Consider the following 13,154-nt stretch of genomic DNA (forward strand, 5'->3'; position numbering starts at 1 on the left):
ACAAATCACTCAACGCGCTAGATCAAGCTCGTTGTTCCTGTCCTGCATCGATATCGAGCCGTCGCGTGATGTCTGATTCCAGATCCTCGAAAATGGATCCACGAAGCCAGCCATTGAGCTGGGCCATGACTGCCAAAGCGATAAAGCCGACCAGCATTTTATCCGCCAAGGAATACAAGAGATTCGATTGGAATACTGCGACAAACATTGGCAAGCCAAAGGACTCTAGGTTCATCCGGGTTCCCTCAGAGGCATGCCCGGTACCGCCGCCGAAGAGGAGCACCAATAAACTCGTCGCAACCACAGTGCATGCAAAGCCAACCAGCAGGTTCAGCGCAAAATAGCGCCTGAGAGCTCCCTTTCGACGCACCCACAGCGCCCCATATCCCCAGAGCAAGGCACCGGTGACGTTGACCAGCCCGAAAGGTATCGACGAGGAATCGGTGATCCCAGATCCTAGGAGATTCGTTGCCACAGCGACACCAACGCCTGCCCAAGGGCCCAGCATCATTGCCGCAACCGCGGTGCCGAGCATGTCCAGGTACAGTGGCACTCCAAGATTCGCCACCAGCCAGAACCCCAGCAGGTTGGCTAAGGCGCAGCCGAGGGCCAATATCACCTTTCTGACATGCACTGCGATCTTCTGCTTCGTCTCCTTGGCGGCCTCGGGCTCGGCCAACGGGGCATTTGGTCGTTCGGGTACGACGGGTTCTTCAGATCCAGGGCATTCGGTGTCTTCTGTTGCGGCCTGTTCACGTCGAGCCTGCAAGCATCGCAGCCGCCAACTCTCAATGTCTTTCTCCGTTCCATCCAGTGCACGGACGATTTCAGAGACCAGTTCCAGATTGAGCCGAGTTCGTCCGCGCCGAAAGGCATCGTAGACAGTTGATCTGGCAGGGCGGGACGCATCTGGTGCGACGCCTTGGGCTATTCGATTTCGGGAGATCCTGCGAACAATTTCTGCATACGGAACGTCACCGCCATCAAGGCGCAGCTGCTGCAGGTCGTCGACGATGCGGTCGAACGGCGATAGCATCCTCTGGGATTGATCTTTGAAATCCGACACTTTCACTGCCTTCGCTCTTCGCGCCTTCTTTTATTCCGCGTTGTGAATTAACTCTAGGGTGCATGCAGAGAATTCAAGACATTCATGGGAAACATTTCACGCAATGCGCGTCGCGGACAAAGGGCGCGGTCATATATTCCATTACAAGAATATAAGCTCTGAGCTGATAATACACATTCCCCTAAAGGGCAAATCTTGTCCGGATTTGTCCGAACCCCGCCCTTTCCGTTGCCGACGCAGGATGCGGACGGCTAAATTATTGTAGCTAGAAGTTTCAGTTTAATGCGTCGTAGTTAGCTCCGGAAGTTCGATAAACGCCACTGTCAATCGAATCTCGCATAGGTGGACGCTGCACCAGCATCTGCATTTTGGGGGCAAATGCTGGGTAGCCACGGAAACTTTCTGGACCTCCCGCAAGGGTCGGACAGTCGAGCGCCTTCGTAATCTTCGAAGGCGCTCGACGTATTTCACCCCCGGCACCGAACACTTGCGTTGCAGCGGATGGCAGAGTGCTATTCCAGCGATCCCTGCGGGCAATCGGGGTCTCGTGTTGTTGCGTCATATTTAGGAACAACCAGAGCACTAGCGTTTCTGCTCTAGGGTTTGAGGTGAGCCCCGACTCGTGCACCTAAGGAGATCGCCACGCATCGCAACCCAGCCAAGAAGAAATGGGCCTTGCTCTGGGTCATCGCCGGAATCGCCATTTTGGCGCTGAGCCTGCGCGCGCCGATCATCTCGCCCACCGCGGCAATCACCGATATTCAATCCGACACCGGGCTCAGCGCCGCCGGCGCTGGGTTGCTCACTGGTCTTCCAGTTTTGCTCTTCGCCATCGCGACGCCTCTGGCAACCGGCACCATACGCCGTTTCGGCGCCGAGGCCACCGTCATCCTGTGCTTGGTCGGCGTGCTGATCGGAACGATAATCCGCTCGCTGGGTTCCGCCCCGCTCCTGCTGACTGGCACGGTGCTGATCGGCGCCGCGATAACCCTGGGAAACATCGTAGTTCCGGTCATCATTCGCCGCGATGTGCCGTGGCGACGGGCCCCGGCGGCAACGGGGGTGTACTCCGCGGCCATGAATGTCGGTTCCATGGTGACCTTGCTTGGTACCGCCCCGCTCGCGGCCGCTTTCGGCTGGCGCCTCGCGATCGCCGCATGGACGGTTGTCACCGCCCTGGGGCTGGTTTTCTGGCTGGTGCTTCTCCGGATGCGCCGCGCGGGCGCGAAACCCGCCGAGCTGCCAGCCGAGCCGGCTCCCAAACGGCCTACGAGCCAGGCCGACGCCGCGATGCTGGTTGCCGCGAGATCCCGGAACCGCAAGGTGACCGCCCTGCTGGTCTTCGGTTTCTGCGGCCAATCGGCCGCCTACTACGCGACCACCACCTGGCTTCCGTTGCTGCTGGCCGAAACCGTGGGGCTTTCCCTTGCTTCTTCAGCCGCTAGCGCTTCGCTGTTCCAGATCGCCGCGGTGGTGGGCGCCTTGGGTGTTCCGCTGCTGGCCGCCCGGACCGGGCCCTGGGTTCCGGCGCTCGTCGTAGCCATCTGCTGGATTGCCCTGCCGTTGGGATTGCTGGCCGCACCAGAGGCCTACATCGCCTTTTCCGTGATCGGCGGCGTCGCCCAGGGTGGAGGGTTCACCGCGATCTTCTCGCTCATCCCGCGAATAACAAGCACAAATGCGCAGGCGGCCTCCGCCTCGGCTCGAATCCAGGGCGGAGGCTATGTCGCGGCTACCATCGCTCCGCCGCTGGCCGGATGGCTCAATACCACCACCGGGGGCTGGAACGCGCCGCTGGCTCTGGTGCTGGCCGCAACCTTGGCCTTCACCATCGGCACCTTGTCCGCGGTCCGTCTCGTCGCGCGCGGCTAAGCGATCCCGGTGCCTTGCGCCAACAGTTCGATCACATGGCGGTAGTCCTTGCCGGTAGCCCGGCTCATGCCCAGCTCGCAGGTGCGGTTGCACGAGGCATGGGCGCTGGCGGCCAGCTCGCGCACCTCGGCGGCTTCGCGCGCGGTGGCCGAGGCGGTGAGCTCCGGATGCAGCATGCCACGGTCTCCGGCAAAGGCGCAGCAACCCCAATTCACCGGAACGTGCACGGTGTCCGCGACCGCTTCGGCGACCTTCTGCAGATCACCGTTCAGGCCCATCTGCGTTGACGAGCAGGTGGGGTGCAGGGTCAGCGAATCGATCCGCTTGGCTTCCGGGAGCTTGTCCAGCAGGTGCCGTGAGGTGAAGGCCAGCAGGTCGACTACCTCGAAGCCCTGCTCTTCCAAGGTATGCGCGAAGCCCTCGGTGCAGCTGGTTGCATCGGAAATTACCGGTAGCCTGAACGCCGGCTGGGCAGCATGGACTTGTTCGAGCACGCGTTTGGCCATCACCGCATGCCCATCCTCGTAGCCCTTCGAGCTCCATGGGGTACCGCAGCACATCGATTCAATGCCTTCCGGGACCAGCACCGAAATGCCTGCCTGCCGCAGCAGCTGTTCGAAGGCCGGAGCCACCCCCTGCCCTTCACCGCCTGGGCCGAACATCGAGTTCACGCAGGCAGGCAGGTAGATGGCGCTTGGCTCGGTACCTGCGGCACCGAGATTTCCCGTCAGCGGCTTGCGCGCCTTGCCGCCAGCCGGCAGATCTGCGTCATAGCGCGGCATGGTGTCGTTACCCACGAGCTTGCGGGCCACGTCGGTGGCGCCACGGACCAGCGGCACCGGGAACTTGCCGGCGACGCTCAACGCCACCGAGCCGACGCGAGTTGCCGCGCCCCAGCCCTTGGCCGCGGCCTTGAATCCGCCCGCCATCGCCGGGTTCGCATCCTCGCGGCGCAGTCGCTTGACCAGCAAGCCGGTATTGATCTGCACCGGGCAGGCGGTGACGCACATGCCATCCACCGCACAGGTCTCTACCGCAGAGTACTCGAAGTCGCGCTCGAGTTCTGCGGCGAGCTCCCGGTTGCCCTCGGCCTCGGCCTTGGCGATCGCGCGGCGCACGGCGATGCGCTGGCGTGGGGTCAGCGTCAGGTCTTTGGACGGGCAAACGGGCTCGCAGTAGCCGCACTCAACGCATCGGTCGGCTTCAACCTCGATGGTCTCGTTCAGCTTGATGTTGCGGATGTGGGCTGCGTGATCTTCATCGATGATGACCCCCGGGTTGAGCATCAGCCGCGGATCGCAGGCAGCCTTGAGCTGCACCATGACTTCGTAGAGCTCATCGCCATACTGGCGCCGGACGAAGGGCGCCATGGCGCGCCCGGTGCCGTGCTCGGCTTTCAGATTGCCGCCCTTGGAGAGCACCAGGTCGACCATCTTGTCATTAAACGCGTTGTAGCGGTTCAACGCCGTCTCGCCCTCGAAGCGGTCGGTGAGCATGAAGTGGATATTTCCATCCTTGGCGTGGCCGAAGATCACCGAATCTTCATACTCGTACTCCTCAAAGAGCTCCTGCAGGCTTCCGCAGGTTTCGGCCAACGAGGCAACGGGCACCGCAACGTCCTCGAGCAACGCGGTAGTTCCCGACACGCGTGCGCCGGCCACCGAAGCATAGAGCCCCTTGCGGAACTTCCACGCGGCCTGGCGGTTCGCCGCATCGGTTGAAAGCATGGCCGGGGCGCGGAGCGACGCCGCGTCCAGCAGGCGCTGCCCATCACCTTGCAGCCCGGCAAGCTCTTCCTCCGAGTCCGCGTGGTATTCCACGAGCAGGGCCGCTTGGGCGTTGATTTCGAAGCCCATAATTGCCTCGGGCACCCCGGGCAGGCTCTGGCCCACGCGCAGCGAGGTGGAGTCCATGAGCTCCAGAGTCGCCGCGCCCGAGTCCAGCAGATCCGGTAGCGCGCGAGTTGCCAGATCCAAGGAATCAAAGACCGCCAGGGTGGCGATCGCGAGCTTGCGAATCGGCACGGTCCAGAAGACCGCCTCGGCGACAAAAGCCAAGGTGCCCTCGGAACCGATAATCAGGTGCGCGAGCAGATCCGCCGGCGTCTGGTGATCCAGGAAGGAATTGATGCCGTAGCCCATGGTGTTCTTCAGGGCAAAGTGCTTTTCGATCAGCGCCACGGAATCCTTATTTCCGCGCACGCGGTCCCGCAAGCGCTCAAGGGTGGCGACAAGTTCCGGTTCGGCAGCGGCCAGCTTGGCGTCGGCATCCGGGGCAGCGGTGTCGATCATGGTGCCGCTGGGAAGCACAAAGGTCATCGATTCCAGCGTGCGGTAGGTGTTGAACTCGGTACCACAAGCCATGCCCGACGAGTTGTTGGCGATTACGCCACCAATGGTGCAGGCCGCCTCGCTGGCCGGGTCTGGCCCAAGCTTGAAGCCGTATGCCGAAAGCCGCGCATTGACCTGACGCACCGTCGCGCCGGGCTGCACCCGCACGCGCTTGCCCTGATCAAGCACCGTGATGCCGCGAAAGTTTCGACGCACATCGAGCATCAACCCGTCACCGCTCGCCTGGCCGGCGAGCGAGGTGCCGCCGGAGCGAAGCGTTACCGGCTGACCGGCGCGCATGCTGGCCGCAAGAAGCTGCGAAACCTCGACTGCGTCCTTGGCGATGATCACCGCCTGCGGGGTGTAGAGGTAGTGCGAAGCGTCGGAGGCGTATGCCACCCGGTCGATTGACGTGGTTTTGACGCGGTCGGGCTCGGCGACCAAGTCAAGGATGCTCGGCGAAACCTTGGTTTCGCCGAGTGCCGGCGTGCTCAATGCCATGATGCGCTCCTGTGCGGTTGGTAGGCCCAGCCTACCGAATAAGAATATTGTCTAACAAGTACACATGCTATGTTAGTGCCTTTCGTGGGATACTCGAGGGGTCAGCAAGTTTCTTGAAAGGAATTCCATGCCCGCAAGGCTCGGTGTCGTCTCGGTAGTCCAGGCGATCATCAATGATCTGCGGAGCAGAATTTTCGCCGGAGAACTGCCCCCCGGCACTGCGCTGAGCGAGGCGGACGTCGCCGCGCATTACACCGTGGCCAGGCCCACCGCGAAGGCGGCACTCGAAAACTTGGTGGCCAGCGGGCTCTTGACCCGCAACGCGCATCAGAGCGCCCGGGTCACCGTGCTGAATTCGGCCGACGCCCGAGACATCTACCGGACGCGCGCAATCATCGAAGCCGAAGCGGTGCGACTGCTTGCAACTACCGGGCAAGTTCCAGCGGCGGCATATGAGGCCAACGCCCAAATCACCGCACTATCCAATGCCTCACCGGTGCAGATCGTGGAACCCGATGTCAGATTCCATTCTGCGCTGGTCAATGCCTTGGGCTCACAGCGCACCAGCGCAAGCTATGCCCAGCTCAGTGACGAGATTCGGTTGTGCATGACGCACGTGCAGGATGCCACGCTGCTAAGCACCAAGGACATTGCCGCAGAGCATCAAAAGCTGCTGGAGCAGATCGAGGCGAATGACGCGCAGGGGGCCGCCAGCACCTTGGCCGATCACCTCAGCCGCGCCAGCAGCAAGCTCGAGGCGCATCTGGATCATATCCAGCAGACCGCCAAGTAGGCACCTGCCGCCTTTCCGGCGAGCGCCGCCGGAGGACGCCGATGCGAGTGCTTATTCGGCTTGCGGCGGCAGGTGTTCGGGGTGTAATTCGGAATGCGGCGCATCCATCTGGTGCAGGAGTTGGTGAACTCCTGCGTGAACTAGTCGCCAGCGCCGGAAACGCCCGTCAGGCGTGGATTGAACTACCTGCGCCCGCTGCAGTGTCGCCAAGGCCTGGGTGACGGTATTCGGGCTGAGTCCGGCCGCCGCAGCGAGCTGATTCACCGAGGAATCCGGGGCTGCATGAATGGCGAAAAGTATTTTTATTCTGGTCGGATCGGCGCAGAGGGAAAACACCTCTGCCCACTGGGAAATGCGTCGTTGGGCATCATTGACCGCATCGGCAGCGATCTGGCTGCGCTTGCTTTCCATCAATACGTTTCCTCCCCCGAAATTCGGTCCCCGCGGCGCAACACCTGTTCGGCTGGACACATGTATCCTGTGAACATATCCCCATCCTCTAGAGTAGCGAAAGGATCCTCCCTGCGTACGCCAAACAGCCGCGGCCGCGTCATCGCATTCTTGGCGCTTCCGCTGATTTTATTCACCGCCGGCTGCCAGCCTGCCAGCGGACAGGCTGCTGACGAGCAACCCATCTCCCTGCTCACCGCGGCGCTGCCGGAAACCCTGAATCCACTGTCCGGCTTCGACAGCTACGGCCTAGGGAAAATCAACGAGTCGCTGTTCACCCTCGAGGGCGAACCGGATCAGCTTCCGAATCTCGTGCCCCTCTTGGCTGCCAAAGAACCGACAATTTCCGCTGACTCTCTGGTCTGGGATATTTCGCTGAGCCAGGGCATCAAATTCAGCGACGGCACCTCCTTCGACGCCCAAGACGTCGTGGCCAGCTATCAGGCGATCCTCGATCCACGAACCGCCTCGCCCCTTGCCGGCAGCTTGGAAAACCTGGAATCCGTCTCCGCACCCAACGAACATACGGTGCGCTTTAGGCTCAAGGAAGCGCAGACGTCCTTCAAGACCTCGCTGCTGATCGGCATCGCTCCGGCAGAACTCGCCGACCCGGCGAAACCCGTCGCCGAATCGGCGCTCAGCCGCACACCGGTTGGCACCGGACCGTATGCCGTGGAAGATTTCTCCTCCGCACAGCTGGTACTCACCGCCAATCCGAATTACCGCACCGGCCCGGTCCAAGCGTCCCCGGTGATCTACGAGGCGGCGCCCGATGACAACGCCCGGAGCCAACGACTGGCCACGGGAGGATTCACCGGCACAGTCCTGCCTCCGCGGCTGGCCCACAGCTTTGCCGGCCGCGCAGGCTACGAGGTGCTCACCGCTACCTCGGCGGACTGGCGCGGCATCTCCCTGCCCGCTGAGCATCCGTTCACCTCAGAGCCCGAGGTACGGCTGGCGCTGAACCTCGCGGTCGACCGCGAGCAGCTGATCGACGCCGTGCTCGATGGCAGCGGCCGGCCGGCATACACCTTCGTTTCCCCCGAATACGGCCGGAGCTACGCGGCGAAGGCGACCTTCGCGCATGACCCGGAACGCGCCGCGGCCTTGCTCGAGGCAACCGGCTGGGTCGAGTCGGAGCACGGGGTGCGCAGCAAGGACGGTACCGAGGCGGCATTCACCGTGCTGCACAACCCGGGAGACACCTTGCGCCGCGACCTCTCCCTGGCGGTGGCCGCGCAACTAGCCGAACTTGGCATCACGGTGGATGTTCGGGCAGCGACCTTTGACGAGGCCGAGCCGCGCAGCAACTACGATGCCATCATGCTCGGCGGTGGCGACGACCCCTACGACGTTGATACCCAACTCTACAAAATGCTTCATTCCTCCTACCCGGACGCCGGGGCCTATTACGACAACCCCAGCCGGTATGCCGACCCGGCGATGGATGAACAGCTGCATATCGGACGCACCAGTCTAGACCCGGACGCGCGGTCCACGGCCTACCGGAAGGTTCAGCAGCTCTACGTTCAGCAGCCCTCCATGCTTCTGCTCGCCTTCCTGGACCACAGCTACGTGCAGCGCAGCGACGTCAGCGAACACTGGGATACTTCCTCGCTGCTCCTGGAGCCCCACGACCACGGAACCACCTGGGGTCCTTGGGCAAAGATCCATGAATGGACCCGCAAGCAATGACACGGCGCCTCGGGCCGCCAGGTGGCCAACGGCTGCGGGTGCGCACCGCCTCAGGCATCCTCGTGCGCCGGTTGCTCCTGGCGCTTCCGGTCACCGCGGGCATCACCGCACTGGTGTTCTGGCTGGCCTCTGTTGCTCCTTTCAACCCGTTAGCCAACTATCTCGGCTCGCGCTACGTACGCACCGATGCCGCGCAGCGCGAAGCGCTGAACGAACAGTTGGGGCTGGACAATCCTTGGTTCCTCATGTGGTGGCGCTGGGCAGTAGATGCCGTGCAAGGGAACTGGGGATTCTCCCGGCTCTACGCGCAACCGGTGCGCGAGGTACTGCTTGAACGTTTGCCCTATACCGCGCTGCTGGCCCTGGCCGGTTTGCTGCTTGCGGTCGTGGCTTCTCTGCTGCTGGCCTGGCTGGCCGCACGGCACCGAGGGGGCGTCCTGGACCGGGCGGCGGTGCTCTTCGCGCAGTGTGCCCAGGCGCTTCCACCCTTCGTCCTGGCCTTGATCGCCATCGCAATCTTTGCACTGGGGTTGGGCATGCCCGCCGGTGGGGCCTCCTCGTCCGGAGCGGCCCCGACCGCCGGCACCGTGCTGGTGCATCTGATCCTTCCGGCGATGGTCCTGGCCGTGAGCCTCCTGCCCTGGCTGCTGCTGAACCTGCGCAGCTCAATGTTCGAGGTCCTCGAATCGGATGCGGTACTCGCCGCGCGTGGGCGCGGGGTATCCGAAGCGCAGATCCTGCGCCACGAGGTATTGCCGGTTGCGGCCTTGCCTTTTTTGACCGTGGTGGGCAGCAGGTTGGGCGAGCTAGTCACCGGGGCGCTCCTCGTGGAGAGCGTATTCGCCTGGCCGGGCATCGCCTCGGCCGTCATCGATGCAGCGGTGGCGGGAGATTTTGCCCTGCTCGCGGCCGTCACCGCTTGTTCCTGCCTGATGGTTTTTGCCGGCAACGCGTTGGCCGACGCCGGGTACGTCCTGGCGGATCCGCGGGTGCGCGATGTCTAGACGACAGCTTTCCGCCGTACTCATAGTTGGCGCGCTGGTGCTCTATGCGGTGTGCGTGCCATGGCTGAACCCGCAGGCAGTTCACGGCGCCGACCTTGGTGCCGTCTATCAGCGCCCAAGCCTCGATCACCTGTTCGGCACCGATCAGCTGGGACGGGACCTGTGGGTGCGTTCGGCGCAGGCGCTGCGGCTCTCACTGCTGCTGGCAGCGGCCTCCGCTGCCGCATCCACGCTCATCGGTGTGGGAGTCGGCGTGCTGGCCGCCTACGCAGGGGGAATCGTCGACCGGATCGCCATGCGTCTGGTGGACACCTTGAACGCGGTGCCGCACCTGCTGCTGAGCGTGGTGGTGTTGTCCATGTGGCCCGGGCGGTGGTGGGCTATTGTCGCCGCGATCGCGCTGACGCACTGGACGCAGGTCGCGCGCATTGTCCGTTCGCGTTTGATCAGCGAACGCGAATCACAGTATGTGGCGCTGTCCCGGGCGGCTGGCGCGCGGCCCCTGGCGATCTGGGTAAATCATCTGATCCCCGCGGTAGCTCCCCAGGCTGCCATCGCCTTGGTGCTGCAGCTGCCCCATGCCATCTGGCATGAATCGGCATTGTCCTTCCTGGGCGTGGGACTGCCCCCGCAGGCGGCGTCCTTGGGGCTCATCCTGGAAGACGCCCGCGGCGGGGTGCTCTCCGGAGCCTGGTGGCTGCTGGTGATCCCCGTGGGCTTGCTGGTGCTGCTCAGCGCGGCGCTCTCCGCACTGGCCCACGAATCGGTTCCGCGATCCCGGACTCGGCGGCCGGCACCGCAGAACGCTTCCGGGGGATCCGCACCCACCGCAGCGAACCAGCCCGCCATTGAGGTCCGGGACCTGCGGCTCTGGTCCGAGTCCAAGGCCGGGGTGCGCACCGAGATCCTGCACGAGCTGAACTACCAGGCAAAAACCGGACGCGTCAACGTCATCCTCGGGCCTTCCGGCGTCGGCAAAACCATGCTGCTGCGAGCCATGGCAGGGGTGCTTCCGCCTGCGCTGCAGGCCACCGGTTCCCTGTTTCTGCATGGGGCACGGCTGCAGTTGGGAACCACGCCTCATGCCACCGGCGGGCGGTTGGCCTTCGTTCCGGGGTCCGCGGCCACCGCGCTCAATCCGGTGCGCACCGTGGGCGCCACGATGCGACGCGAATTGCGCCGGCAGCGCCGCGGCAGCTCCGCCAAGGCGGTGGGCCAGGCCTTGGAACGGGTCGGACTGGATGCGCAATTGCGCATGCGCTTTCCGCATGAGCTCTCCGGCGGCCAGGCCCAACGCGTGCTGCTTGGCTTGGCATTGCTCGGCGACGCGCAACTGATTCTCCTCGACGAACCGACCTCGGCCTTGGACCCGGCGAGCCGGCAGCAGCTTGGCGAGGTGCTGCAGGGTCTGGCCCGTGCGGGCCGCACCGTTGTCATGGTCACCCATGATCTGGAACTTGCCGCCGAGCTGGCGGACGAGGTGAGCGTGGTGCAAGACGGCCGCGTGGCGCGCAGCATAGAAACGCGGCAGGAGAAGATCCAATGAGCCTGGAATTAGTCGACGTCTGCTCTGGATATCCGAGTGCGCCGCAGCTGCTTCGCGGGGTGAATCTGCGAATCGAGCGGGGCGAAGTAGTGGGTATCCGAGGGGACTCCGGGGCCGGGAAAAGCACCATGCTCAACATTGCGGCGTTGCTGAAGTCCCCCGCCAGCGGGCGGGTAGTGGTCGCCGGGCAACCGGTGGACCCGCGCCGCCCGGCGCCGCTGGAAATCCGCACCAAAATTGGCATCGTGCCCCAGTCCCCGCGCGCGGCCACCGATCCCCGACAACGTCTAGGTGCCCTGTTGGCGGCCCCGCTGGCCTTCGCCGACGGCGCGATCAAGGTCCGCCCCGAACGCTACCGCGAGCAATTGCATCGGCTATGCATGCTCGTAGAGCTCGACCCGGGCTTGCTCCAACGCCGCGCGGCGGAGGTTTCCGATGGCCAGCTCCAGCGGGTGCTGCTGGCGCGCGCGCTGAGCCTGGACCCTCGGGTCCTGGTGTGCGACGAACCGACCGCGCAACTCGATGAGGCGACCAAGGCAACGGTTCTGCGGCTGCTCACGGCGCAGGCGGCGGCAGGTACGGCGGTGCTGCTGGCCTCACACGACGCCGCCAGCCTGCACGCGATTTGCGACCGGGTACGGGACTTCCCCGGCTCATTTATGCCACCTCCTGCCGCTGACCCGGTGGCACCCGGCGCACCGGACTTCGTGTGAAGCTGCGCCAATCGGGCTCTTTGACCCACTATTTAGCCTGCGAGCCCGGTGTTTAGGGTTCCGCGTGCTTCTTTGGAATAATCCCAAGTGGTGGCGCTTGGCCACCGGCGCCTTTCGCCACTTCTTCTCCGGCCAGTGAGCCACCTCCTGCCGGCCAATGACCGCGGCTCTCAAGCCAGATCAAGGGACTGTGATTCTAATGTCTTCGAAAATCCGTATTGGCATAGCCGGCTATGGCAACCTCGGCCGCGGCGTGCAGGCCGCAATTTCCAAGAACCAGGATATGGAACTGGTCGGTGTCTACAGCCGCCGCGACCCGCAGAGCCTCGAGCTGGCCCAGCCAGCCGCGCGCTACTCGGTCGACGTCTTGGCCGAGCACGTCGACGATATCGACGTGCTGATCCTCTGCGGCGGTTCCAAATCCGACTTGCCCGAGCAGGGCCCGCGGCTGGCGGCGCTGTTCAACACCGTGGACAGCTTCGACACCCACGCGCGCATCCCGGAGTACTACGCGTCCGTGGACGCCCCGGCGAAGGCCGCGGGCAAGACCGCGCTCATCTCCGCCGGTTGGGATCCGGGCATGTTCTCCATCAACCGGGTCTATGGCGAAGCCCTGCTGCCGGACGGGGAAACCTACACCTTCTGGGGCCGCGGGCTGAGCCAGGGACATTCCGACGCGGTGCGCCGCGTGCCCGGAGTCGCCGGCGGCGTGCAGTACACCATCCCAAGCCCCGAGGCGATCGAGCAGGTGCGCGCCGGGCTGCGCCCGAGCCTGAGCACCCGCGAGAAGCACCAGCGCGAATGCTTCGTGGTCCTTCAAGACGGCGCAGATGAGCAGACCGTGCGCCAGGCAATCGTGAGCATGGAGCACTATTTCGACCAGTATGACACCACCGTGCACTTCATCGACGCGCAGACTCTGGCGGCGGAGCACTCGGACATGCCGCATGGCGGATTCGTGATCCGTTCGGGCAATACCAGCGACGCGCAGAAGCAGGTTATCGAGTACTCGCTGGCGCTCGGCTCCAACCCTGAGTTCACCTCCAGCGTGCTGGTGGCTTATGCCCGTGCGGTGTACCGCATGAACCGCGCCGGGATCACCGGCGCGCAGACCGTCTTCGATGTGGCCCCGGGGCTGCTTTCGCCACGCACCGCGGCGCAGCTGCGCGCGGACATGCTCTAAA

General features: G+C 64.0%; 10 protein-coding genes. 7 read left to right on the top strand and 3 right to left on the bottom strand.

Going from position 1 to position 13,154, the window contains the following annotated elements; translation table 11 throughout:
- Nucleotides 1-22: 22 nt before the first annotated feature.
- Complete coding sequence (locus CIK76_RS09930; RefSeq protein WP_141393526.1) at nt 23-1,066, bottom strand: ECF transporter S component; 1,044 nt, start codon at nt 1,064-1,066, stop codon at nt 23-25.
- Nucleotides 1,067-1,741: 675 nt separating this feature from the next.
- Between CIK76_RS09930 and CIK76_RS09935 the strand changes: the two genes are divergently transcribed.
- Nucleotides 1,742-2,938, top strand: a complete 1,197-nt coding sequence (locus CIK76_RS09935) for an MFS transporter (RefSeq protein ID WP_096285893.1) — start codon at nt 1,742-1,744, stop codon at nt 2,936-2,938.
- On the opposite strand, the gene CIK76_RS09940 is transcribed toward CIK76_RS09935, so the two are convergent.
- Complete coding sequence (locus CIK76_RS09940; protein WP_096285895.1) at nt 2,935-5,769, bottom strand: FAD-binding and (Fe-S)-binding domain-containing protein; 2,835 nt, start codon at nt 5,767-5,769, stop codon at nt 2,935-2,937. The genes CIK76_RS09935 and CIK76_RS09940 overlap by 4 nt on opposite strands.
- Nucleotides 5,770-5,896: 127 nt before the next feature.
- Between CIK76_RS09940 and CIK76_RS09945 the strand changes: the two genes are divergently transcribed.
- On the top strand, nt 5,897-6,562 hold the full coding sequence (locus tag CIK76_RS09945) for a GntR family transcriptional regulator (RefSeq protein WP_096285897.1): 666 nt from the start codon (nt 5,897-5,899) through the stop codon (nt 6,560-6,562).
- Nucleotides 6,563-6,613: 51 nt separating this feature from the next.
- Here CIK76_RS09945 and CIK76_RS09950 read toward each other — a convergent pair whose 3' ends face one another.
- The gene (locus CIK76_RS09950; protein ID WP_255248422.1) at nt 6,614-6,973 is read right to left on the bottom strand and encodes a metalloregulator ArsR/SmtB family transcription factor; all 360 of its coding nucleotides are present in this window, start codon (nt 6,971-6,973) and stop codon (nt 6,614-6,616) included.
- 60 nt (nt 6,974-7,033) lie between these two features.
- Here CIK76_RS09950 and CIK76_RS09955 point away from each other — a divergent pair, with 60 nt between their 5' ends.
- From CIK76_RS09955 to CIK76_RS09975, 5 genes are all read left to right on the top strand, one after another.
- Nucleotides 7,034-8,707 carry an ABC transporter substrate-binding protein gene (locus tag CIK76_RS09955; protein WP_096285901.1) on the top strand — a complete coding sequence of 558 codons (1,674 nt, stop codon included), beginning with the start codon at nt 7,034-7,036 and terminating at the stop codon, nt 8,705-8,707.
- Nucleotides 8,704-9,711, top strand: a complete 1,008-nt coding sequence (locus CIK76_RS09960) for an ABC transporter permease (protein ID WP_096286047.1) — start codon at nt 8,704-8,706, stop codon at nt 9,709-9,711. The genes CIK76_RS09955 and CIK76_RS09960 overlap by 4 nt, the downstream gene beginning before the upstream one ends.
- A complete protein-coding gene (locus CIK76_RS19385; protein ID WP_176484162.1) occupies nt 9,704-11,257 on the top strand; it encodes an ABC transporter permease subunit in 1,554 nt (517 codons plus the stop codon). Before CIK76_RS09960 ends, CIK76_RS19385 begins: the two co-directional genes overlap by 8 nt.
- A complete protein-coding gene (locus tag CIK76_RS09970) occupies nt 11,254-11,970 on the top strand; it encodes an ATP-binding cassette domain-containing protein (protein WP_096285903.1) in 717 nt (238 codons plus the stop codon). Before CIK76_RS19385 ends, CIK76_RS09970 begins: the two co-directional genes overlap by 4 nt.
- A gap of 199 nt (nt 11,971-12,169) precedes the next feature.
- Nucleotides 12,170-13,153, top strand: a complete 984-nt coding sequence (locus CIK76_RS09975) for a diaminopimelate dehydrogenase (RefSeq protein ID WP_096285905.1) — start codon at nt 12,170-12,172, stop codon at nt 13,151-13,153.
- The last annotated feature ends 1 nt before the right edge of the window (nt 13,154 follow it).

Source organism: Glutamicibacter sp. BW80 (genome assembly GCF_002332385.1).
Classification (GTDB): domain Bacteria; phylum Actinomycetota; class Actinomycetes; order Actinomycetales; family Micrococcaceae; genus Glutamicibacter.

What these genes read in the sequence shown, in the direction of transcription:
- CIK76_RS09950 (WP_255248422.1), bottom strand. Translation starts at nt 6,973, where the DNA reads ATGGAAAGCAAGCGCAGCCAGATCGCTGCCGATGCGGTCAATGATGCC.
- CIK76_RS09955 (WP_096285901.1), top strand. Translation starts at nt 7,034, where the DNA reads ATGTATCCTGTGAACATATCCCCATCCTCTAGAGTAGCGAAAGGATCC.
- CIK76_RS09945 (WP_096285897.1), top strand. Translation starts at nt 5,897, where the DNA reads ATGCCCGCAAGGCTCGGTGTCGTCTCGGTAGTCCAGGCGATCATCAAT.
- CIK76_RS19385 (WP_176484162.1), top strand. Translation starts at nt 9,704, where the DNA reads ATGTCTAGACGACAGCTTTCCGCCGTACTCATAGTTGGCGCGCTGGTG.
- CIK76_RS09975 (WP_096285905.1), top strand. Translation starts at nt 12,170, where the DNA reads ATGTCTTCGAAAATCCGTATTGGCATAGCCGGCTATGGCAACCTCGGC.
- CIK76_RS09970 (WP_096285903.1), top strand. Translation starts at nt 11,254, where the DNA reads ATGAGCCTGGAATTAGTCGACGTCTGCTCTGGATATCCGAGTGCGCCG.
- CIK76_RS09940 (WP_096285895.1), bottom strand. Translation starts at nt 5,769, where the DNA reads ATGGCATTGAGCACGCCGGCACTCGGCGAAACCAAGGTTTCGCCGAGC.
- CIK76_RS09960 (WP_096286047.1), top strand. Translation starts at nt 8,704, where the DNA reads ATGACACGGCGCCTCGGGCCGCCAGGTGGCCAACGGCTGCGGGTGCGC.